Annotated in this window: 19 protein-coding genes and 3 tRNA genes; 7 read left to right on the top strand and 15 right to left on the bottom strand. The window is 35.9% G+C overall.

The annotated features are described in order from the left end of the window. Positions 1-20 precede the first annotated feature (20 nt). Entirely contained in the window at positions 21-1595 is a 1575-nt protein-coding gene (locus BMW64_RS12620) for a DUF4270 family protein (protein ID WP_090000314.1), read from the bottom strand. Between the two features lie 15 nt (positions 1596-1610). After that, complete coding sequence (locus BMW64_RS12615) at positions 1611-2381, bottom strand: glycogen/starch synthase (RefSeq protein ID WP_090000313.1); 771 nt, start codon at positions 2379-2381, stop codon at positions 1611-1613. 181 nt (positions 2382-2562) lie between these two features. Here BMW64_RS12615 and panC point away from each other — a divergent pair, with 181 nt between their 5' ends. Beyond that, on the top strand, positions 2563-3411 hold the full coding sequence (panC, locus tag BMW64_RS12610) for a pantoate--beta-alanine ligase (RefSeq protein WP_090000312.1): 849 nt from the start codon (positions 2563-2565) through the stop codon (positions 3409-3411). Positions 3412-3636: 225 nt separating this feature from the next. On the opposite strand, the gene BMW64_RS12605 is transcribed toward panC, so the two are convergent. The 3 genes from BMW64_RS12605 to BMW64_RS12595 form a co-directional block, all read right to left on the bottom strand. Next, positions 3637-3709, bottom strand: a tRNA-Lys gene (locus BMW64_RS12605). A gap of 73 nt (positions 3710-3782) precedes the next feature. Beyond that, positions 3783-3865: transfer RNA gene (locus tag BMW64_RS12600), tRNA-Leu, on the bottom strand. A 35-nt stretch (positions 3866-3900) separates the two neighbouring features. Then, positions 3901-3973 (bottom strand) — tRNA-Lys (locus BMW64_RS12595). Between the two features lie 115 nt (positions 3974-4088). Between BMW64_RS12595 and BMW64_RS12590 the strand changes: the two genes are divergently transcribed. Beyond that, positions 4089-4604, top strand: coding sequence for a shikimate kinase (locus tag BMW64_RS12590; protein ID WP_090000311.1), 516 nt, complete (start codon positions 4089-4091; stop codon positions 4602-4604). A gap of 13 nt (positions 4605-4617) precedes the next feature. On the opposite strand, the gene BMW64_RS12585 is transcribed toward BMW64_RS12590, so the two are convergent. After that, on the bottom strand, positions 4618-5055 hold the full coding sequence (locus BMW64_RS12585; RefSeq protein WP_090000310.1) for an RNA-binding S4 domain-containing protein: 438 nt from the start codon (positions 5053-5055) through the stop codon (positions 4618-4620). A gap of 54 nt (positions 5056-5109) precedes the next feature. Here BMW64_RS12585 and BMW64_RS12580 point away from each other — a divergent pair, with 54 nt between their 5' ends. Then, the gene (locus BMW64_RS12580) at positions 5110-5871 is read left to right on the top strand and encodes a hypothetical protein (RefSeq protein ID WP_090000309.1); all 762 of its coding nucleotides are present in this window, start codon (positions 5110-5112) and stop codon (positions 5869-5871) included. Positions 5872-5909: 38 nt separating this feature from the next. Here the strand turns inward: BMW64_RS12580 and BMW64_RS12575 are convergent, their stop codons facing one another. Further along, positions 5910-7427 (bottom strand): FMN-binding glutamate synthase family protein, encoded by a 1518-nt coding sequence (locus BMW64_RS12575; protein WP_090000308.1) that lies wholly within the window; start codon positions 7425-7427, stop codon positions 5910-5912. A 319-nt stretch (positions 7428-7746) separates the two neighbouring features. Here BMW64_RS12575 and BMW64_RS12570 point away from each other — a divergent pair, with 319 nt between their 5' ends. Then, positions 7747-8388, top strand: coding sequence for an acetyltransferase (locus tag BMW64_RS12570; protein ID WP_143052695.1), 642 nt, complete (start codon positions 7747-7749; stop codon positions 8386-8388). A gap of 136 nt (positions 8389-8524) precedes the next feature. On the opposite strand, the gene mtaB is transcribed toward BMW64_RS12570, so the two are convergent. From mtaB to BMW64_RS12550, 4 genes are all read right to left on the bottom strand, one after another. Beyond that, the gene (gene mtaB / locus BMW64_RS12565; RefSeq protein WP_090000306.1) at positions 8525-9871 is read right to left on the bottom strand and encodes a tRNA (N(6)-L-threonylcarbamoyladenosine(37)-C(2))-methylthiotransferase MtaB; all 1347 of its coding nucleotides are present in this window, start codon (positions 9869-9871) and stop codon (positions 8525-8527) included. A gap of 78 nt (positions 9872-9949) precedes the next feature. Further along, positions 9950-10525 carry a DUF1572 family protein gene (locus BMW64_RS12560; protein ID WP_090000305.1) on the bottom strand — a complete coding sequence of 192 codons (576 nt, stop codon included), beginning with the start codon at positions 10523-10525 and terminating at the stop codon, positions 9950-9952. Positions 10526-10684: 159 nt separating this feature from the next. Continuing rightward, positions 10685-12778 (bottom strand): gliding motility-associated C-terminal domain-containing protein, encoded by a 2094-nt coding sequence (locus BMW64_RS12555; protein ID WP_090000304.1) that lies wholly within the window; start codon positions 12776-12778, stop codon positions 10685-10687. Positions 12779-12908: 130 nt separating this feature from the next. Next, positions 12909-13706 (bottom strand): hypothetical protein, encoded by a 798-nt coding sequence (locus BMW64_RS12550; protein WP_090000303.1) that lies wholly within the window; start codon positions 13704-13706, stop codon positions 12909-12911. Positions 13707-13905: 199 nt separating this feature from the next. Here BMW64_RS12550 and glgP point away from each other — a divergent pair, with 199 nt between their 5' ends. Continuing rightward, positions 13906-15570, top strand: coding sequence for an alpha-glucan family phosphorylase (gene glgP, locus BMW64_RS12545; RefSeq protein ID WP_090000302.1), 1665 nt, complete (start codon positions 13906-13908; stop codon positions 15568-15570). Positions 15571-15614: 44 nt separating this feature from the next. Here the strand turns inward: glgP and BMW64_RS12540 are convergent, their stop codons facing one another. Both BMW64_RS12540 and BMW64_RS12535 read right to left on the bottom strand, forming a co-directional pair. Next, positions 15615-15806 carry a DUF6496 domain-containing protein gene (locus BMW64_RS12540; RefSeq protein ID WP_090000301.1) on the bottom strand — a complete coding sequence of 64 codons (192 nt, stop codon included), beginning with the start codon at positions 15804-15806 and terminating at the stop codon, positions 15615-15617. Positions 15807-15818: 12 nt separating this feature from the next. Beyond that, a complete protein-coding gene (locus tag BMW64_RS12535; RefSeq protein WP_090000300.1) occupies positions 15819-16292 on the bottom strand; it encodes a hypothetical protein in 474 nt (157 codons plus the stop codon). Positions 16293-16412: 120 nt separating this feature from the next. Between BMW64_RS12535 and BMW64_RS12530 the strand changes: the two genes are divergently transcribed. Next, on the top strand, positions 16413-18542 hold the full coding sequence (locus tag BMW64_RS12530) for a S9 family peptidase (protein ID WP_090000299.1): 2130 nt from the start codon (positions 16413-16415) through the stop codon (positions 18540-18542). Between the two features lie 55 nt (positions 18543-18597). Here the strand turns inward: BMW64_RS12530 and BMW64_RS12525 are convergent, their stop codons facing one another. Continuing rightward, positions 18598-18903, bottom strand: a complete 306-nt coding sequence (locus BMW64_RS12525) for a type II toxin-antitoxin system RelE/ParE family toxin (RefSeq protein WP_090000298.1) — start codon at positions 18901-18903, stop codon at positions 18598-18600. Beyond that, entirely contained in the window at positions 18890-19135 is a 246-nt protein-coding gene (locus tag BMW64_RS12520) for an addiction module protein (RefSeq protein ID WP_090000297.1), read from the bottom strand. The genes BMW64_RS12525 and BMW64_RS12520 overlap by 14 nt, the downstream gene beginning before the upstream one ends. A gap of 85 nt (positions 19136-19220) precedes the next feature. Between BMW64_RS12520 and BMW64_RS12515 the strand changes: the two genes are divergently transcribed. Continuing rightward, complete coding sequence (locus BMW64_RS12515) at positions 19221-20876, top strand: peptide MFS transporter (RefSeq protein WP_090000296.1); 1656 nt, start codon at positions 19221-19223, stop codon at positions 20874-20876. Positions 20877-20951: the final 75 nt, after the last annotated feature.

The raw sequence follows: 20951 nt of genomic DNA, 5'->3' as shown, positions 1-20951 counted from the left end.
AGTGTTTAAGTGTTTTAAATTTATTTTGTCCCGTAAGTTACAATAAGCTGAACCCTGTCAGGGTTGTCGAGATTTGAAGCATCACCAATAAACACCGCTCTGGTGGTGTTATAAGGTGTTGTAGTAGATTTGTATCCCACAAGACTTGTTCCGTCAGGACTCTTTTCAAAACTTCCCAAATCAATTTTAAGATATTTGGTTTCCGTTTTATCAGTTTCTAATTTACTGTTAGGCTCAATCATTTCTTTTATAGATTGTGTCACGGTAAAATCATAGTAATGTTTATCATTCGCTTCATTATCGTATGCTTTAAAAATTGTAAATCCGGGAATTCCTCCAAGTTTCAGCAAATCATTGGTAAAGCCCGCCCTCACCTTCGTAGCTCCAGTGGTACTTGGGTCTACATATTTACGCAGTAAAGTAAATTCAGAGGGTTTTGGATAATTCGTTTTATACCATTGAGGATCAATGTACAATCTTATTTTAGCACTTATGATACCTGCCTTTTCGTTCTCATATGAATTTTTAAGATCAATAATAGTTGATTCCGGAATTTTAATCCCTATGGAAGGACCTCCCATACCCTGAGTATAAAGCCGCATATTACTAGCAAGTTTACTTTTAAACGAGTTATCTCTTAGATACTGATACTGACCAATATGCGCATTTCCAGATCCCATTACAAATGAGTAAGAGGTTTGCGTTTTTGTTGTACTGCCTGTAGTTTCATATTTATAATACATGATCATCTCCATATCGTTCGGAGAAAACTGGAATAAATAACCGTCATTTTCAGCAACTGAAATTCTTAAGCCTTTTAGATATCTGATAAAATTCGAAGCATCTGAAAGTTCAGGCTGATCTTTTTTAGCAATGATTTTATCTTGGAAGAATTGCTTGTCCAATGGAATTCTAATACCAGGAGTCGATGCGGTAAATAAGGCAGTTCCACCATCGTCTTTTGTAATTGCGACTGAACTAACATTACCGTTAAATACTTTTGAACCAAGTTCTCTTGTGTTATCAAACTCAAACGAAGCATTAGATTTTACCGTATCCGAAGCTGATTTTAAGAATGTAGTAACTTCATGTACTTTGATAGTCAAATTTCTTTTTGCCTTTCCGAATTTTAAGGCAGGATAAGTATTTACGACTTTCTTCGCATTGACTGCACCATCAGCTGCAGTAGTATATGTATAGTTATCATCTACCGTATTTGTAGTCACAGAATCGCTGGCGAATCTTGGCTTTATAACCAAAACTACAGAATCAACCTGTGCATTCGTCCCGAAATCAGGATCATAGGTTGAAAGTTTTACCTGTGTTAAATATGATGCTTTTTGCATTCCGAACTGACTCTCATCGAAAGCTCCCAGCACGCCATACGCAAGTTTAGCCGCATCGGTTCGGATGGTATCGTTGTTATCAATATTATAAGCAATTACAGGGAAAGCTTCCTCTTTGCCCTGCGCTGCACCATTCAGAAACAGTTGTTCTCCAAGGCTATCCGGATCCGGCTCACAGTTATAAAGCAATATACTTCCCAAAATCATCAGACATAACGCTGTGATTGTCTTTTTAATAGTATGAGTCATTAAAAATGTGTTTTTTTAATAAAGTTGATTAATAGAATCTACATCAAGGTATTCCGACTTTGAGGTGGACGTTTCGTTAAAAGCCTTATCAAGATCTTCATCAAGGAATTCGTCTCCTTTTACCACCATGTTCACATAGTCCATACTTTCGATAACAAAAGTTTTTACACTTGGATTATCTAACGCTTTTAACCCTGAAATATTATCAAATTTCAGCTTTTCGTCAATATTTCCAGCTAAAGGTGCATCCTTTTCATTGTATAAAGAAAGAACAATTTTTGCATCCTTAAAATAAGTATCTGATTCGTAATAGGTTTTGAGATAAATAGGAACAAAAGAAGACATCCATCCGTTTAAATGGATCACATCCGGAACCCAGTTCAGTTTTTTGATGGTTTCGATTACACCTCTGGCAAAGAAAATCGCTCTCTCGTCATTATCCTCAAAAGGATTTCCTTCATCATCAAAATAATATTGTTTTCTTTTGAAATATTCTTCGTTATCGATAAAGTAAACCTGAAGTCTTTCCCCCGGAAGAGACGCTACTTTAATGATTAGAGGCTGATCGAGATCATTAATAATAATATTCATTCCGGACAGACGGATTACCTCATGAAGCTGGAACTTTCTTTCACTTATTTGTCCAAATCTTGGCATAAAAACTCTTACATCATTGCCTTCATTGTGCATCTTAAGTGCCATTTTGTTTACCACTGCAGCCATATTTGTATCTTCCTGATATGGATACATCTCTGTAGTAATGTACAGTATTTTTTGATTCGGCATAAACTTCTATCTAATTTTTGTAAAAATGCTTTAATGTGCAAAATTACGAAAAAACATTCAACATTAGTTTAATTAACATTTTTTTACGATAATTAGCGTGCTGAAATTACTAAAACAGTGTGTAAGTGTATCATTACTATATGATATTTTTAGTATTTTTGAATTACTATTAAAATAAACTATGGAAGTTTTAAAAAGCAAGAAGATTCTTCAGGATTTTATTGAAAGACAGAAAGAAATGGGAAAGAAGATAGGTTTTGCACCTACGATGGGAGCTCTTCATGATGGCCATCTATCGCTTTATAAAAATGCAAAAGAAGAGAATGATTTAGTGATTTCATCAATTTTTGTTAACCCTACCCAATTTAATAATCCGGAAGATCTTGAAAAATATCCGAGAGACATCAACAGAGACATTTCAATTCTTGAAAAATCAGGACTTGTAGACGCGGTCTATATTCCTGAAGTAACTGATATTTATCCTGAAAAAACAGAAAGTCAACATTATAATTTCGACGGACTGGAAGATGAAATGGAAGGCAAATCCAGGCCAGGACATTTCGACGGTGTAGGAACGGTTGTAGAAGAACTTTTCAGACAGGTAAAACCCGACAACGCCTATTTTGGCGAAAAAGATTTTCAGCAATTGGCGATTATCAGAAAAATGGTTGAAAAGAAAAAACTTCCGGTTAAAATAAAAGGTGTTCCTATTTACAGGGCGGAAAACGGATTAGCGTTAAGTTCCAGAAATCAAAGGCTTGACACAGATCGGCGAGAAGCATCCAAAGTTATCTATGAAACCTTAAAAAAAGTCAATGAATGGTTTCGTGTCATCACGATTCCCGAAATCAAACAGAGAGTACAGGATATTTTCGACAACCAAAGAGGAATGCAGCTTGAATACTTTTTGATTGCTGATGAAGAAACGTTAAAAGAAACAGATTTTTTCTATAAGGACAGAAACTTCCGAGCATTTATTGTAGTTGTTGTAGATGGAGTAAGATTGATTGACAATATGCATTTGGATTAAAAAGAATAGGCTGAGGTTGAGGCTTAGACTAAAGATTTTAGACATTTACTGTTAAGATACAAGCGTTGCTTTTGGGTAACGCTTTTTTGTTTATTAGATTGCCCGCAAAAAAATGGAAGAAAACAATAGTAGCATATAAAAAATCAAAGGCCTCCTGAGGGAAGCCTTTGAAACACCAAATCACAAAATATTAATATGAAAAAAATTTACTTTTCAGTAAACTTGTGACCCGGCTGGGATTCGAACCCAGGACCCATACATTAAAAGTGTATTGCTCTACCAGCTGAGCTACCGAGTCGGCCACAATTAATAATGATAAATATAAAACAAAATTCTTATTTTTCAGTATTAATTATTTCAATTTTCTGCAGTGCCTGCGACTGGACTCGAACCAGCACATCCTTAGGAAACCACCCCCTCAAGATGGCGTGTCTACCAATTTCACCACGCAGGCAATAAAATTACAAAAATCTAGTAATTTTTCGCTTGTGACCCGGCTGGGATTCGAACCCAGGACCCATACATTAAAAGTGTATTGCTCTACCAGCTGAGCTACCGAGTCGGCCACTTTATTATCAAGTTTTCATTTGAATAATGTCCCTTGTTTTAAGTGGTGCAAAGATATAGCTTTTTTTTATTTCTCAAAACTTTTTTGCAAATTTGTTTAAAAAAAATTCATGATAATTTCACTAGTCGGATACATGGGAAGTGGCAAATCTCACATTTCCAAAATATTAAGCGAAAAACTCAATTTTAGGCTCATCGACCTCGATAAAGAGATTTCTAAACGAAATAAATTAACTATTCCTGAGATATTCGAGAAAAAGGGAGAAATATACTTTAGAAAGCTTGAACGGGAGGCCCTCGAAGAAATTTTGGCTACTGAGGAAAATGTTGTTCTAAGCCTTGGCGGCGGGACTCCTGCTTATTACAACAATATGGAAATTATTAACAGTAACTCCAAAAGTATTTTTTTAAAGGCTTCTGTGGGCACTTTATCAGAAAGGCTAAGCAAGCAGAAAGAGAAGCGTCCTCTGATTGCCAATATTTCAGATGAGGATCTTTCGGAATTTATTGCAAAGCACCTATTTGAGCGTAATTTTTTTTATGGCAAAGCACAGTTTAATATAACTACTGATAACAGAGAGCCTGAAGAAATCGTTGTTGAGATAATAGAAAAGCTCTATCTCTAGAGCTTTATATCTGTTAATCATCTTCGGAATTGTCACCATCTTTTTCACCAAAAAAATCATCCCAATCGGTAAAATCAGAAGAAATATCGTTTTCCACATAATCATCCATATCTCTTCTGTCTTTTTTGGTGGGTCTACCTTCACCTCTGATTCTGTAATAATCCTGAGACATTTTGCGCATTTTCAAAAGTTCATACTGCTCCTTATCCGTCACATCCTTTATGTGAAGAGGCACCAGCTTCGCTCCTATTCTGCTTTTTGGGATCTGTATAACTTTTATTTTATAGTCAATCTGATTTTTACGGATCTTGATAACATCACCTTCTTTCACCTCCTTAGAAGACTTCACCACCGAATCACCAATAGAAACCCTGTTTTTTTTAATTTCCTCAGTAGCAATGGTTCTGGTCTTATAAAAACGAATGCTCCATAAAAATTTATCTATTCTCATAATTTTTTATACTTTTGTCGTTATATTATTTGTAAAGTAATTAAAGTTTTTGAAATGAAAAAAATATTTTTATATATCCTTGCGGGATCTCTGTGCTTTTCTGCTTGTAAAAAGGATGATGAGGTTGAAACTTTTGTAGAACCGGATGACATAGCAGTAAGAAATTCATATGACGATCAGGCTATTCAAAAATTTATGGATGAGAACTATCTCGATGCACAAGGAAATATAAAAGCGTTCAGTTCAACAGATACTGCTGATGATAATGAAAAAAAACTTTCTGAGCTTAGTCCTGTAAAGCTTCCTTCGGGAGTGATCTATATTATAAGAACCGGCGCTCAGCCATCTGCAGGTGTAACATTGGAAACTAATCCTACTGCAGATAATGCAACACAGATCAGAACCATGATGAGAGCCAACTACTATCTTGCCGCAGAAAGTGACGGGAAAGTTTCTTTTGGTAGCGCAGGAACACTTTTAAACACGATTAATGGCTCAGGATCTCCTGTGACAGACCCCGCATTTTATTATGTTAAAAAATCTATAGTAAACAATACCAATAATTCTACCGCAGCAAAACAGAGAAGCTATTACGAAATCGAAGGGCTTCAGGAGGGATTAAAATATTTTAAAGGTTTTGCTGACAAAGCTGATGGTGATGCTTACAATTTGCAAGGGGTTATTATTGTTCCGTCAAGAGCTGCCTTTGCAAGAGATACTCATTATAATTATACCGGATATTCTCTCCAGAATAATTGTTTTGTATTTAATTTTGAAATATATAAGGCTAATGTAAGGCCTGAAGGTGATAAATAACAAAAAAACGCTTCATTTTTTGAAGCGTTTTTTTATGTTTAAAAATTTGATTTACTTTTCACATTCCCTAAAATATCCGGGAAATAGAGATCGGAAAGGTGGTCAAATTCATCACCTCTCATAAACATACTGGCGTCAACTTCTTCATAAGAACTCCTTCCGGCAGCAGCAATAAGCTCATTACAGGTATGAAGCGTATTCTTATGAAAGTGATAGACCCTTTCCGCCTTATCAGTAACATCCAAACCTTTGATAAGCATTTTATCCTGTGTCGCAACACCTGTCGGACAATTATTTGAATTACATCTCAAAGCCTGGATGCAGCCCAATGAAAACATAAATCCTCTCGCGTTATTACACATGTCCGCACCCATAGCAATAGCTCTCAGAATATCAAGACTTGTCAGAACCTTTCCACTGGCAATCACCCGTAATTTATTTCGTAAGTTGTAATTTTTCAATGTTTTGTTGACAAAAATCAATGCAGGTTCCAGCGGCATTCCTACTCCGTCAGAAAATTCCGGAGGTGCAGCTCCTGTTCCTCCTTCAGCACCATCAACCGTTATAAAATCCGGATAAATTTTAAGTACATTCATCTGAACACAGACATCTTCAAATTCTTTTGTATCTCCTATACAAAGTTTAAATCCAACAGGTTTCCCCCCTGAAAGCTGCCGCAGTTCCTGTACAAACCTCAATAATCCTGCAGCATCAGAAAACGCTGAATGTGATGGCGGAGAAATAATAGTCATTCCCGGGGTGACATGACGGATTTTAGCAATTTCAGGGGTATTTTTAACGCCAGGCAATACTCCGCCGTGTCCGGGTTTAGCTCCTTGTGACAATTTAATCTCAATCATCTTTACGTTAGGAAGATTGGAATATTTTGCAAAAAGCTCAGGATTGAATTTTCCTTCGTTATCTCTACAGCCGAAATAGCCTGTTCCGATCTGCCAGCAGAGATCACCACCTTCAAGATGATAAGGAGAAATACCCCCTTCTCCTGTATTATGATAAAAATTTCCTTTTTTTGCACCTCTGTTAAGAGAAATCTGGGCTCTGTCACTTAAAGATCCGAAACTCATCGCTGAAATATTAAATATAGAAGCATGATAAGGCTGTGTACACTGTTCTCCTCCTACCCATACTCTCGGAAGTTCTTCCGAAGGAGATTTTGCATAAATGGAATGTTTGATTCCCTCATATTTGCGGTGATTAACTTCCAGTTGTGTCCCGAAGGCAACAGTATCTCCTAAATTTTTAGCTCTTCGGTATACTGCAGAACGCTGATTTCTCGGAAAAGGCTTTCCGTCTGTTTCCCGTTCAATAAAATACTGCTGCATTTCCGGTGAAATACTTTCAAAAAAATATCGGAAATAGCCTAATACAGGAAAATTCCTCAGAATAGCGTGTTTTGTCTGATAGGTATTATGCATACCCAGCGCATAAATTGCTGTCAGGAGAATGGGTATCCAGTAATGCGCCCTGATCAGCAACGCCACAACCCACGTAGCAATTACCAATACAATCCCCCAAGATAAAAACTTATCTCTCATATTAATGATCTTTTTATCAAAGATAAAAATTATAAAGGATTTCGATGTTGAGCCAGTATGAAAATCTGAATATTTTCTCGATATCCTGTTTTACATTTTACATTGCTGATGGAAAAATAAATTTCAAGATATCTAACAATTTTATATAATAAAATTTTCAATCACACAAATATGTATTAATAAAAATCTTCAATTTCAAATAAATACAAAATAATTTCAACTAATAAAAAATAATTTATAAAGTTTATAATGATATTTTTTCAGGCAATGCTTAAATTTGGACGTTGGTTACCATCAGGAAAAAATCAAAATAAAAAATATGATAAAATTTGACAAAAAAGTTCTTATTGTCGGGGCAAGTGGGTTTGGAAAAGAAGTATTAATGTGCTTAACTGATTGTATTGCCGGCACAGGCTTAAAAATTGAAGAAATAGCCTGTTTTATGGACACAGAAGAATTTTATAAAAATACAAAATCTGTTCATGGTATTTCTGTAATTACTGAGGATCAATTTGATCCGGCTGCTTACGATGTTGTCATCGCTATTGGAGATCCAAAAATCCGTAAAACAGTAGTTGAAAGACTTCCAAAGGAAACAAAATATACAACATTAATACACCCTTCTGCTATAATCTCTAAATATGTTGAAATAGGAGAAGGAAGCATAATCACCGCTGGAACAATTGTTACAACAGATATTAAAATTGGTAAGCATGCACACTTAAATCTGCATACAACCATCGGACATGATTGTAAAATCGGAGATTATTTTACGACAGCACCAGCAACGAATATCAGTGGACTATGCGAAATCGGAGATTGCGTTTACTTTGGAACAAATTCATCCATAAGACAAGGAATAAAAGTTTGTGATAATGTTACAATCGGAATGGGTGGTATTGTTGTAAAAGATATACGCGAAGAAGGAGTGTATGTAGGAAGCCCTGCAAAAAAACTGTAAAAGCAAATAACGAAAATATCCTAAAAGGTAAGGATAATAAAGGGGGCATGAGCTCCCTTTATGTTTTAAATACAGATTTGTATGTAATCCATCAGATATAATAATCCTAGCAATATAAAGTCAGAATACTATTGCCTTACAACATTTCCAAAAATTTCTCAAAAGAATACTGCACAGAAACTGTACCATCAGCTTCAATTTTATCTAATTTCAGGAATTCAATCTGGTTAACAGATGCAGGGTCAAAATCTTTCTGTACCCTCACATAATTTTCAGTGAAGCCAAACATTTTGCCATCTTTATTTTCGTGTTCCCAAAGTACGGGAAGTGTTTTTCCCAGTTGAGTCTGGTAGAATGCCATCTTTTTCTTCTCGGAAAGGATTCTAAGCATTTTATTGCGTTTTTTTCTTTCAGCAATAGGAACCACGCCTTCCATCTCGGCAGCTTCGGTATTTTCTCTTTCAGAATAGGTAAAGACATGGAGGTAAGTAATAGGGAGTTCATTAAGGAAATTATAAGTTTCCATAAACAATTCTTCTGTTTCTCCGGGAAAACCGACGATTACATCGACACCGATTGCTGCATGAGGCATCACCTCGCGAATTTTATTTACCCTGTCTTTATACAGTTTTGTAAGATAACGACGCTTCATTTTTTTCAAAAGCTCATCACTTCCGGATTGAAGCGGAATATGAAAATGCGGAACGAAGCTTCTGCTCTTAGAAACCAGTTCAATACTTTCATCTTTCAAAAGATTCGGCTCAATGGAAGAAATCCGGATTCTCTCAATTCCTTCTACTTGGTCAAGCTCAGAAATTAAATCTAAAAAAGTATGTTCATGTCTTTTGTTTCCAAATTCACCTTTACCATAATCACCGATATTCACCCCTGTGAGCACAATTTCTTTGATATCTTTCTGAGAAATTTCTCTGGCATTTTTAAGAACATTTTCAATAGTATCTGAACGCGAAATCCCTCTTGCCAGCGGAATAGTACAATAAGTACATTTATAATCACAACCATCCTGAACTTTCAAGAAAGCTCTTGTTCTGTCTCCTATGGAATAACTTCCGATGAAAAAGTCAGTTTCTTCAATTTCACAGGAATGAACAATACCTTCACTTTCAGATTTCTCAAGATCATCCAGATAGCTAAGAATATTGAATTTTTCTTTAGCTCCAAGAACTAAATCAACTCCTTCGATTTGTGAGATCTCTTCTGGTTTAAGCTGTGCATAGCATCCGACAATCACGACAAGCCCTTCGGGATTGGCCTTCATCGCTCTTTTTACGTGCAGTTTGCACTCACGGTCGGCATTTTCCGTAACCGAGCAGGTATTGATCACATACACGTTTGCTTTTTCATCAAAACTTACCTTTTCGTATCCAGCATCTGTTAATTGACGGGCAATAGTAGATGTTTCCGCAAAATTTAATTTGCAGCCTAAGGTATGAAATGCGGCAGTTCTGTGAAATTGAGACATTTATTGATCCTGAATTTGTGGGTGCAAAGATAATCAATTTAATATAAATTGTAAATTGATTCACTCTATTGTTTATATTCATCCCTGACTTCCGGGCTGTTCTGGTATTACCGGCGAAGAATATGAAACTATATGATCTACACTAAATTTTGTTTTCATCTCTGAGTTAAAATCCTCTGATTTGTTTTTCGCAATAGAAAGAGTTTTCCAATCATTATCTTTCATCATTTTGGCAATATAAATGATCTGGCCGATATGATAAGGATAATGGGCTATCTGACGCAGCACTGCATCCAGGACGCTGTGGGGCTCATTTCTGATATAAATAATCGAATGTAAATTCTCATCATTGATCTGATTTAGCGCATCAAAAAGACATTTCCAACCGGATTCCCAGTATTCAAGAACCTCATCTTTGGTAGAAAAGGAATTGATGAATTCTTCATCACGATTCCGCCAAGATTTTTCCCCGTCTGTTGTTAAAAAATCAGACCATCTTGAGAGCATATTTCCTGCAATATGTTTTATAATAATGGCAATCGAATTACTTTCTTCGTTAAACCGCCAGAAAAGCTGATCTTCGGAGAGCTGTGTAAAGGACTTGTCACCCAAATTTTTGTAATATTCAAAGCGTTTTATGAATACATCTTTCATATCTAAAAATTTATATCTAATGTAGTGAAATAAAGATTATTCTGATTGTAAAAATGATATTCTCCAATAAAAATCTTCTTCACTGAACTTTATAACTTCTTCATTAAAGCAAATATCTTTAAATAAAAAACTGCCACTTTCGCGGCAGTTTGTATTTTATCAGTCTCTGTTTTTCACCATTACCCAACCGGAATATTTGATCGGGGTATTCTTTTTATCATTTTCATTCCAGGTTACAGAGTACCAATAGGTGCCGGTAGGAACTTTTTTACCTTCCATGGTTCCGTTCCACTTGTAGCCTCTAAGCTTATCTGCCTGAAATACTTTATTGCCATATCTGTCAAAAATGTTGAATACCAGATTCTGTTTATTTCCCAGCGCAGAATAATCAATCACATCATTGATTCCGTCTCCGTTCGGCGTAATCACATTTACTAAGTTCGGAACAACTATAGTGATTGTGATAGGCTCGCAATCATAAGCATCTTTGAGGAAAATATGATTATCACCTCTCGGCATGTTGCTAAACACATTAGATTCCTGCCAGTTGATGCCATCAGTAGAATACTGGTAAGGACCCTGTCCTCCTGTAGCATTTATAGTAACTGTGTTATTGGCAATATCCACAGACGAAATTACAGGTTGTTCAGATGGGTATATAGTTACCGTTTGCCGTGTTATACAAGTTCCTGTTTTCAGCTTTACCCAGTACGTTCCTACCCCTACATTAGATATTGTCTGTGTAGTTGCCCCGGTACTCCATTCGTAGGAAGCAAAGCCCAGCCCGGCATCAAGTGTGGTTTTATCTTCCATGCAAATCGTTTTATCCTTTAAGACATCCGAATATACCGGTGGAATGACAATCAGATTGACTTTTGCAATAGCATAGCAGCCATTTGCATTGGTAACCTTTATAAAAATCGCTCCATTAGATGAGATATAGTTTGCGAAATTCAGAATTGGATTTGTATTATTCTGTGCATCAGTTAAAGAAGGAAAATATGTTTTAGTTCCTGTCTGAGTGGTTACCGGCGCGGTTGTAAGATTAAACAAAGCCGTTGAAGGATTAGATTCAATAAAACATGATCTTAAAGTTGCTTCTGAAACGACAACCTGAGGATAGAACTTCAGGGTGATCTGCGCTATGGCAACGCAACCGTATTGAGAGGTAATTTTCACATATACAACTCCTTCAGCAGAAACAAATGTATCAGCATTGGCAATTGGATTAATCCCTGCATTAAGATCACTCATGGTATGGTAATATTGCTTTACAGCAGTAGGATCTCCGAATACGGCAGCCGTAGTAAGATTAAATGTCGCAGTACCCGCATTATTGTTATTGCAGCTATAAAGCGTTATATTATTTCCTGTAATAGTTCCTTGTTTAAATTTGAAAGCACCCACCTGTCTGCAGGAGTTTATCGGGTTATTAGGATCTGCAGGATCCTGGTAGTGAATACTGTAGTAATAAGTTGCCGTAGTGCTTACCGTTTGCGGTGTAAGAATAGGATTAGCTCCTGAAAGCGCATTATTCTGTGTTGTATGATAGCTGATCTGGAAATTGGCATTTCCGTTCAGAATACCCGCTGAAAGTGTACTGAAATCAAACACTGTCGGATTCTGGCAGATGATAATTTCTCTTGGATCTGCAGGGTTTGCTGCCGGAGCTCCTGGCGGAGTAAATGGCTGCGTCTGAATGTTCGGGTTCGTAAACGGAGAGGCCAGTGTTGCGGTTCCGCCCCATGTAAGAGAAAAAGGAGCTGTAATAGGATTGAAAACATCCACCCAGTTGTCTATATATAAATAATAAGTCTGGCCCGGCAACACATCAAGATATCTACAGTAAGGCGTAAGGGAACCTCCCGCGGCACTGGTAATAGTACTTGTCATATTGAGTCCGGTTGAAGCCCCAACCCCTATAACCGTCGCGGCATTGCATCGTATAGGCGCCCCAAGATTTCCGCAAGTCGCATTAGGACCATATACTGCCCAATCGTAATCTGCATCCGGATCACTTGGAACAAGATTAAAAGTTAATGTTCCGCCAGTTGCAATGGTAATTTTATACCAGATCGAATTGTGTTCGCCGCTTATAAGACATCCGCCCAAATTTTCATTGGTTGCACCAATACCAGACGGAGAATAGGTAATGTCTGAATTTCCGCATACCGAAAGCGCTGTTGCACAATCAGCCTGAGAATATAGTGTTCGCGAAAGTAAAAGTAAAAACAGGAGTAAATATTTCTTCATGCTTTTTCAATTTGGTTATGATTAGTAATTACTTAGAGTATTTCAAATATAACCATTTTGCACCAATTTACCTTAATTTATTTTATATAATTCATTAAAAGTGAAATAAAAATCAAATATTCTCAACAAATCACTTTATACTGGTAATATTTCCGCAAAGGTTTTCGAGATGAAAAATTTTATGAAACGGACTTTTTACCTGATGCAAGTGTTCTTTATCCTGAATAAAAGTATAGCGTGAAGCAATAGAATTCATATCTGAAACAATCACTAACCAACATTCGTCGACTGAAGTATCGTAGTATGGGAATTTTTCGTTCTTTTTTTCGATAAGCTCAAGGATTTTTTCAGAACATAATTCGTCAAAGAGATTCATATTGTACTCATGCGTGATGAAAACATTTCTTCGATGAAAAGATTTTCTTATGCTCTTGACACAGCCAACCGGTTTTCCGCGTCTGATACTTTTGTAGATATTCAGAATAATTTCCTGTTGATTTTCGAGGGTATCGGGTCGGATATTTGAGTGAAATTCTAAAAAATAAACACCACGATATTTCGTAGTGTCTTCCTGTTCCAATAATATTTCTGCCTGACGGAAAATTTTGTTTAAGCTGCTTTCGATCTTTTTCATTTCAAGATGATTGATCACTTCGGTCAACTCTATTCCGATCTTTTTGTCATTGAATTTTGCAATAAAATCCGGGCTTTCACAAGTCAGATCTTCAAATTTAACGTCAGGAAAATGATGCATAAAGGAATTTAGAAGCAAGATCTCTGTCTTTTTCTTGTACTTCTCGCGGTCATGAAGCGGGGATTCATCTATTTTACGGTGATATTTCTCAATCGGCTTCTTTTTCAAATGTCGATTCAGATAATAAAGGCTTAGATTTTTAATTAAATCTTCATCAGAAAATGCTTTTTTCATGTGCTTGTTTTTTATTGTTATGGAACACATAAAACTTCAGCTTTCAGGTCATGAAGTTTTGATTATCAAAAATTTATATTTTAAAGGTAAGTAAAAAAATGATCATAATTATTTTTTTAAACATAATTATCCAATAATTAACATATAGTTTACTTTCATATTTAATACCTTTGACCTTTCAAATATAAAACTGCGATGCATGGATTTTAGAAACTTTACAATGCCTTTCGGCGTTAATCCCAAATATTCTAAAAAAGTAGCTTATTTTTCAATGGAATTTGCCATAGAGCAGGTTTTAAAAATATATTCCGGAGGCCTCGGATTTTTAGCCGGCTCTCATATGAGAAGCGCTTATAATCTGAAACAGGACCTTGTAGGAATCGGAATTCTATGGAAATTCGGATATTATGATCAGGCCAGAAATCATGATCAGACCTTACAGCCTGTCTGGACAAAAAAAATGTACAGCTTTCTTGAAGATACAGGCATAAAATTCCAGATTGAAATCCACAGTGCGCCGGTTTGGGTAAAAGTATGGTATCTTGATCCTGAAATTTTCCATACAGCGCCCATGTTCTTTCTTTCAACGGATGTTCCGGAGAATGATCATATATCAAAAACCATCTGCCATAAACTGTACGATGCCAACGAGTCTACCAAACTGGCGCAGTATATACTTTTGGGAAAAGGCGGAGCAAAACTTCTGGATGAAATGAATCTTGACAGAGGCATTTATCATCTGAATGAGGCTCACGGACTTCCGGCAGCATTTCATTTACTTAAAAAATACAATGGAAACCTCAACAGAGTTAAAGAAAAGCTGGTTTTTACAACACATACTCCCGAAGAGGCTGGAAATGAAAAACATAATTTAAGACTTTGCTATGACATGTCTTATTTTTCGGGCTTCAGCATGGAAGATGTGAAAAGAATTGAAGGTTCAAGTGACGACCGCTTCAACCATTCACTTTGTGCTTTAAAAATGGCCCGCATTGCCAATGGCGTTTCACAGCTACACGGTGTAGTTTCCAGAGCGATGTGGAGTAAATATGAAGGCATCTGTGAAATAACCTCCATCACCAATGCACAGGAATTTAAATACTGGTCGGATAAACCTTTGTACAATGCCAAAGATGAAAACGATGAAACCGTATTTGATTACCGTAAAAAACATCTTAAGAAAAGACTTTTCAAAATTGTTGCCGACCAGACCGGTAATCTTTTTAATCCCAATATTTTCACGATTGTCTGGGCAAGAAGATTCGCAGGTTACAAACGGGCAGATCTTCTTTTACAGGATAAAGAAAGATTTTACAAACTCTTAAATCACCCTAAATATCCTGTACAGATTATATGGGCAGGAAAGCCCTATCCGATGGATTATTCGGCAATTTCTATTTTTAATTCCCTGGTGGAAGAAAGTAAAAACAACAAAAACATGGCGGTACTCACCGGCTACGAACTTTCTTTAAGCAAATCTTTAAAGCAGGGTTCTGATCTTTGGTTAAATAACCCAAGAGTTCCGAGAGAAGCATCTGGGACATCCGGAATGACTGCTGCCATGAACGGATCAATAAATCTATCAACGGATGATGGCTGGATCCCGGAGTTTGCAAAACACGGAGAAAATTCTTTTGTAGTTCCGAAAGGTGATTACGAGAGCATGAGTATTTATGAGCAGGATAATTATGACATGAATAAACTATACGAAATTCTTGAAAATGAAATTCTTCCTGCTTATTATGACAATCCGAATAAGTGGAGAAAAATTCAGTATAATTCGATGAATGATGTAAAAGATCAATTCAACAGTGACCGAATGGCGGATGAATATTATAATATTCTTTATAACTATAACGGATAAAATATAAAACCGGCTTGAAAAAAATTTCAAGCCGGTTTTATATTTTAATCTTTTTTCTTTTTTTCTTTAGGTACTTTTAAACCTTTTTCCCTTGCTTCAGAAATACCTATGGCGACTGCCTGTTTTCTGCTCGTCACTTTTTCTCCGGAAGAAGATTTGAGTTTTCCTTCCTTGAATTCGTGCATTACCTTTCCTACTTTGTCCTGAGCTTTTTCTGAATATTTAGTCTTGCTCATAATATTTATATTTTAAGATTTTGGTATTGAAACTCCTATCTCATACACTTTTGCGTGTTTCAGATATTTTGACCGTTCTCTTGAGGTTACCGATTCAAAATGATCATTTTTAATGACAACAATGGGATCTTCTGTATTTTCTATCTCAAAATTAGCCAGATATCTTTCATCCGGTGGTGATTGCTGTAACTTTGCTTTTATTTTCTGTAATTCATCGGCATACTTTCTGAAGCCAGGATCAGAAGAATGAATGAATTTATACTCATCTCCGGCATCAACAAAAAAATGCAGTTTTTTATCAAGTAAATGTGCTTCATTACAGATTTCGGGATTATCATTTCCGTCCTTAAATCCTACCTCCACCAGTTCACCATTTTTTTTCTGAGCGCATTCTTCTGCATCTTGATAACTTGAAAATCCTGTATATACAATGGTATCGTTTAGTTCGTATCGGTTCAGTTTTTGGTTAAAGGCATTCGTTTCCATAATTATTATTTATAATTTGATTATGATTATGAATATTCAATTCTTTTGCCAAAAGCTTAGTTTTAAATGCTTTTTTTGCCATTCATAAAATTATTATATTTGAGAGCTTTAAAATAAAAAATGAAAAGATTCATATTAACACTTACCATAGCTGCTGCATTTCAAAATTTAGCTGCGCAGGAAATCACTTTAGACAAAATATATTCAGGATATTACCGTGGAAAAGGCATTGCCGGCATTACTTCCATGAAGAACGGTGAAAATTATCTGGTCATCGAACAGGGAGGAATTGCAAAATATTCTTATAAAACCTCTCAGAAAGAAGGAAATATTGTTGACGGACAGTTTGAAAGCTATGAATTTTCTGATGACGAATCCAAAATTCTTCTTTTAAAGGAAAGTGAGCCTATTTACAGACATTCTTTTCTTGGAAAATTTGAGATCAAAGATTTAAAATCAGGGAAAACAGTTACTTTAAACGAAGGAAAATTTGTTCAGGAACCTAGATTTTCACCTGATGCAACAAAAGTTGCTTTTATTGCCGAGAATAATTTATTTTATCAGGATTTAAATTCAGGAAAAATTACGCAGATTACGACTGATGGCAAGAAAAATTCAATCATCAACGGGCTTGCAGATTGGGTATATGAAGAAGAATTCGGACATGCCAGACAATATGAATGGACAAAAAATTCTGATGCGATTGTTTTTGTAAAATCAGATGAAAGTGAAGTTCCGGAAATTTATATTCCGATTTACGGCAAAACGCTTTATCCATCTGAAATGCGCTATAAATATCCGAAAGCGGGAGAAAAAAATTCTAAAGTTTCGGCACAGCTGTACCGTCTAGATAATGGAAAAATAACACCTTTGAATTTAAGCTCGTTCAAAAATTATTATATCCCAAACGTTATTCAGACTGCAAAAGCTGATGAAATAGTTTTGATTACTTCGGAGAGAATTCAAAATGCTTCTGATGTTCTGAAAGTAAATACCAAAACGGGAGCTGTTCAGAAATTATTCACCGAAACGGATGACAAATGGATTGATACCGACAGTCCTACTTTGGAATTTTTAGAAGATGATTCTTTCCTTTGGGGCTCCGAAAGAGATGGAAACCGACATTTGTATTGGTATGATAAAGATGGAAAGCTGAAAAAACAGGTCACCAAAGGAAACTGGGAAGTAACCGATTATTATGGATTTAATCCGAAAACAAAGGAAATTTACGTTCAGACAACAGAAAAAGGAAGCATCAATAAAGTGGTTTCTAAGGTAAATATCGAAAACGGAAAATCTCAGCTCATTTCAAATGCAGAGGGAAATAATTCCGCAAGCTTCAGTAAAAATTACAATTACTTTATTGAAACGTCATCTACGGCTGCAAAACCCTATACTTTTGTTTTGAAAGACGGAAACGGTAAGTTGGTAAAAGAACTTCAGAACAATGATGCACAGCTTCAGAAACTGAAAACAGATAATTTTATTGAAAAAGAATTCATCACCATCCCGAACGAAGCAGGTGACCAGATGAATGCATGGATCATTAAGCCTAAAAATTTCGATAAAAATAAAAAATATCCATTGTTTATGTTTCAGTACTCCGGTCCGGGATCTCAGCAGGTTGCCAATTCATGGGATAACGGAAATGCTTTATGGTTTGAAATGCTGGCACAAAAAGGATACATCATCGCTTGTGTAGACGGACGCGGAACGGGCTATAAAGGAGCTAAATTCAAGAAAGTAACGTATATGAATTTAGGGAAATATGAGATTGAAGATCAGATTGCAGCGGCAAAATGGTTCGGAAATCAATCTTATATCGACAAATCCAGAATCGGAATGTTCGGATGGAGCTTTGGAGGTTATATGACCAGTTTGGCCATGACAAAAGGTGCAGACGTTTTCAAGATGGGAATTGCAGTAGCACCGGTTACCAACTGGAGGTATTACGATTCGGTATACACGGAAAGATTCCTAAGAACTCCCCAGGAAAATCCTGATGGATACGATAAAAATTCGCCTACAGAATATGCCAATTTATTGAAAGGGAAATTCTTATTAATCCACGGAACTGCCGATGACAATGTACATTTCCAAAACTCTATGGAATTCTCGGAAGCTTTAATTCAGAACAAAAAACAGTTTGATTTCATGGCTTATCCTGATAAAAACCACGGAATTTACGGTGGACAGACAAGACCGCAATTGTATCAAAAAATGACTGATTTTATTTTGGAGAATTTGTAATTTCAAGTAAAATTTAAAATAAAAAATCCGAATCTTCTAATGTAGATTCGGATTTTTATTTTCTTTCTTTCCATTTTTCGGGATCTCTGGAAGTATGAAAAATGGAATATATTTCAATTACATTTTTCTTTTCATCATATTTAAAATGAATTCCAAATGGAAACTTTTTTAAATATACTATCCTGAAATTTTCATATCTAACCTCACAAGCCAATGGATTTTCTGAAATGTATTTCACTTTTTCCTTGAAATCTTTTAAAAAAATCCAAATTAACTTTTTATTTCTTGCATTATACCAATCAGTAATTTCCTTTAAATCAAAATCCGCACTTTCTGAAATTACTGTTTTAGCCTTTTTCATCTAACAGCTTTTTCTCAAATCTTTCGACAAAATCATCAAAATCCAAAAGCGATTCCGGATTTTCTTTTGCATATTTAGCTCTTCTTCTCACTTCTTCTTTTTGCCAATTAGGAATAGATGAGTCTTCCTCTATGGTTACTGATATTGGCTTATTTTTAAATGCAGCTTTTATACTTTTGATTAAATCTTCATTAATTTCGTCAGCCGAGGATAAATGAAATACAGTATTCATAATTTTACTTATTTTATTCAAAGTTAACAAAATTCCATTATTATTTTTAAAATTCTATATTTGTGAAATTTGAAATTTATCAACTATGAAGACTAAACATCCTAAGGGACTGCCATTCCTCTTCTTTACGGAAATGTGGGAGCGTTTCGGGTATTATCTGATCCTCGGAATTTTTGTATTGTACGTGATCGAACCGACCGGTGCAAAAGGCGGCCTTGGGCTTCCCGACAAAACAGCAGATGACATTTTCGGGACTTACATAGCCTTGACTTATTTAACACCTTTCATCGGTGGTTTTCTGGCAGACAGAGTGTTAGGGTATATCAAATCTATTTATTTGGGAGGAGTTTTAATGGCGGCCGGATATATCGGGATGGGTGTTTTCAAAGACCTTACCTTGTTTTATTCTTCTTTAGCATTAATTATTATCGGAAACGGTTTTTTTAAGCCTACTATTTCTACTTTATTGGGAAATTTATACTCTGAAGAGCCATATAAAGCCAATAAAGATTCCGGATACAATATTTTTTACATGGGGATTAATATCGGAGCTTTTATCTGCAACATTATTGCGGCATTTATGCGGAATAAATTCGGGTGGGGTGAAGCCTTTATAACAGCCGGTGTCGGAATGCTGGTCGGACTTATAATTTTTACCATTGGTAGGAAACATTATATTCATGCAGCACAGATGAAACCCGTACAGGAAGGCGACACCAAGCTTTCTGAAATTTTGCTTAAAGTATTTCTGCCCGCGATAATAGCAGGATGTATTGGGTGGGTTATTCCCGGAAATATTTTCGGAAGCGATAATACAGACGCTTTTATTTTTGCCTGTATTCCTGTGATTTATTTTTATGCATCTCTTTATTTTAAAGCAAAACCGGAAGAAAAATCCTCTATCGGGGCCTTGCTTTCCGTTTTCATGATCAGCATGTTTTTCTGGGCAGTTTTCAAACAAAACGGAACAGCTTTAACGAGATGGGCAAATTATTATACCGACAGAAGCGTTCCCGCAGCTTTGGAAAAACCTTTGGAAGGAATCTATATGGTTGACGGAAAAAGCTATGAAGACAAGGAAGTTCCTGTTTATGACAATCAATTTCAGTCGCAAAAAGATAAAGATGGAAACACCATTAAAGTTCAGGGAAAAGATGTTTACTTTAAAAATATTTCTCCTGAAAAAAGAGCCATATTAGAAAAAAATCCTGAAGCAAAAACCTATTTATACAACACAGAATTATTTCAGTCCATCAATCCGTTTTGGGTAATAGCCTTAACACCTGTTGTGGTAGGATTCTGGGCTTTTTTAAGAAGAAGAGGAAAAGAACCGTTGACACCCACGAAAATTGTCCTGGGATTATTTATTTCAGCGTTGTCTTGTCTGGTCATGGTGCTGGCAGTATGGGCCGGAGACAATGGTGCAGTAAAAGTTTCTCCATGGTGGCTGGTGGCTGGGTATGGAGTAATTACTGTTGGAGAATTATGTCTTTCGCCTATGGGTTTATCATTTGTTTCAAAACTTTCACCGGCGAGGATTACAGCATTGATGATGGGTGGATTTTTCCTTGCGAATTCTGTTGGCAATAAGCTTTCAGGAATTCTGGCCAGTACGTGGTACAATTATGACAATAAGATGAATTACTTTCTTGTAAATTTTGCGCTGTTGATATTTGCAACACTTTTAGGGCTTTCGATGTTAAAAAGATTAAATAAAATCATGAAGGAAAAAGCACATTAATCCTTTCAATAATAAACAAAATAAAGCTGTAGAATCATTCTGCAGCTTTTTTATTTAAATATAAAATTAAAACCT

Origin of the sequence: Chryseobacterium taichungense (genome assembly GCF_900109935.1) — a bacterium.
GTDB classification, from domain to species: Bacteria; Bacteroidota; Bacteroidia; order Flavobacteriales; family Weeksellaceae; genus Chryseobacterium; species Chryseobacterium taichungense.
This window is presented reverse-complemented; position numbering and strand designations above follow the sequence as displayed.

Excerpts from the sequence above, each read along its gene's own strand:
- BMW64_RS12550 (WP_090000303.1), bottom strand. The coding sequence starts at position 13,706 with ATGAAAAAAGCATTTTCTGATGAAGATTTAATTAAAAATCTAAGCCTT.
- panC (WP_090000312.1), top strand. The coding sequence starts at position 2,563 with ATGGAAGTTTTAAAAAGCAAGAAGATTCTTCAGGATTTTATTGAAAGA.
- BMW64_RS12615 (WP_090000313.1), bottom strand. The coding sequence starts at position 2,381 with ATGCCGAATCAAAAAATACTGTACATTACTACAGAGATGTATCCATAT.
- BMW64_RS12525 (WP_090000298.1), bottom strand. The coding sequence starts at position 18,903 with ATGAAAAAGGCTAAAACAGTAATTTCAGAAAGTGCGGATTTTGATTTA.
- BMW64_RS12580 (WP_090000309.1), top strand. The coding sequence starts at position 5,110 with ATGAAAAAAATATTTTTATATATCCTTGCGGGATCTCTGTGCTTTTCT.
- BMW64_RS12575 (WP_090000308.1), bottom strand. The coding sequence starts at position 7,427 with ATGAGAGATAAGTTTTTATCTTGGGGGATTGTATTGGTAATTGCTACG.
- glgP (WP_090000302.1), top strand. The coding sequence starts at position 13,906 with ATGGATTTTAGAAACTTTACAATGCCTTTCGGCGTTAATCCCAAATAT.
- BMW64_RS12520 (WP_090000297.1), bottom strand. The coding sequence starts at position 19,135 with ATGAATACTGTATTTCATTTATCCTCGGCTGACGAAATTAATGAAGAT.
- BMW64_RS12590 (WP_090000311.1), top strand. The coding sequence starts at position 4,089 with ATGATAATTTCACTAGTCGGATACATGGGAAGTGGCAAATCTCACATT.
- BMW64_RS12620 (WP_090000314.1), bottom strand. The coding sequence starts at position 1,595 with ATGACTCATACTATTAAAAAGACAATCACAGCGTTATGTCTGATGATT.
- BMW64_RS12555 (WP_090000304.1), bottom strand. The coding sequence starts at position 12,778 with ATGAAGAAATATTTACTCCTGTTTTTACTTTTACTTTCGCGAACACTA.
- BMW64_RS12585 (WP_090000310.1), bottom strand. The coding sequence starts at position 5,055 with ATGAGAATAGATAAATTTTTATGGAGCATTCGTTTTTATAAGACCAGA.
- BMW64_RS12530 (WP_090000299.1), top strand. The coding sequence starts at position 16,413 with ATGAAAAGATTCATATTAACACTTACCATAGCTGCTGCATTTCAAAAT.
- BMW64_RS12535 (WP_090000300.1), bottom strand. The coding sequence starts at position 16,292 with ATGGAAACGAATGCCTTTAACCAAAAACTGAACCGATACGAACTAAAC.
- mtaB (WP_090000306.1), bottom strand. The coding sequence starts at position 9,871 with ATGTCTCAATTTCACAGAACTGCCGCATTTCATACCTTAGGCTGCAAA.
- BMW64_RS12570 (WP_143052695.1), top strand. The coding sequence starts at position 7,747 with ATGATAAAATTTGACAAAAAAGTTCTTATTGTCGGGGCAAGTGGGTTT.
- BMW64_RS12540 (WP_090000301.1), bottom strand. The coding sequence starts at position 15,806 with ATGAGCAAGACTAAATATTCAGAAAAAGCTCAGGACAAAGTAGGAAAG.
- BMW64_RS12560 (WP_090000305.1), bottom strand. The coding sequence starts at position 10,525 with ATGAAAGATGTATTCATAAAACGCTTTGAATATTACAAAAATTTGGGT.
- BMW64_RS12515 (WP_090000296.1), top strand. The coding sequence starts at position 19,221 with ATGAAGACTAAACATCCTAAGGGACTGCCATTCCTCTTCTTTACGGAA.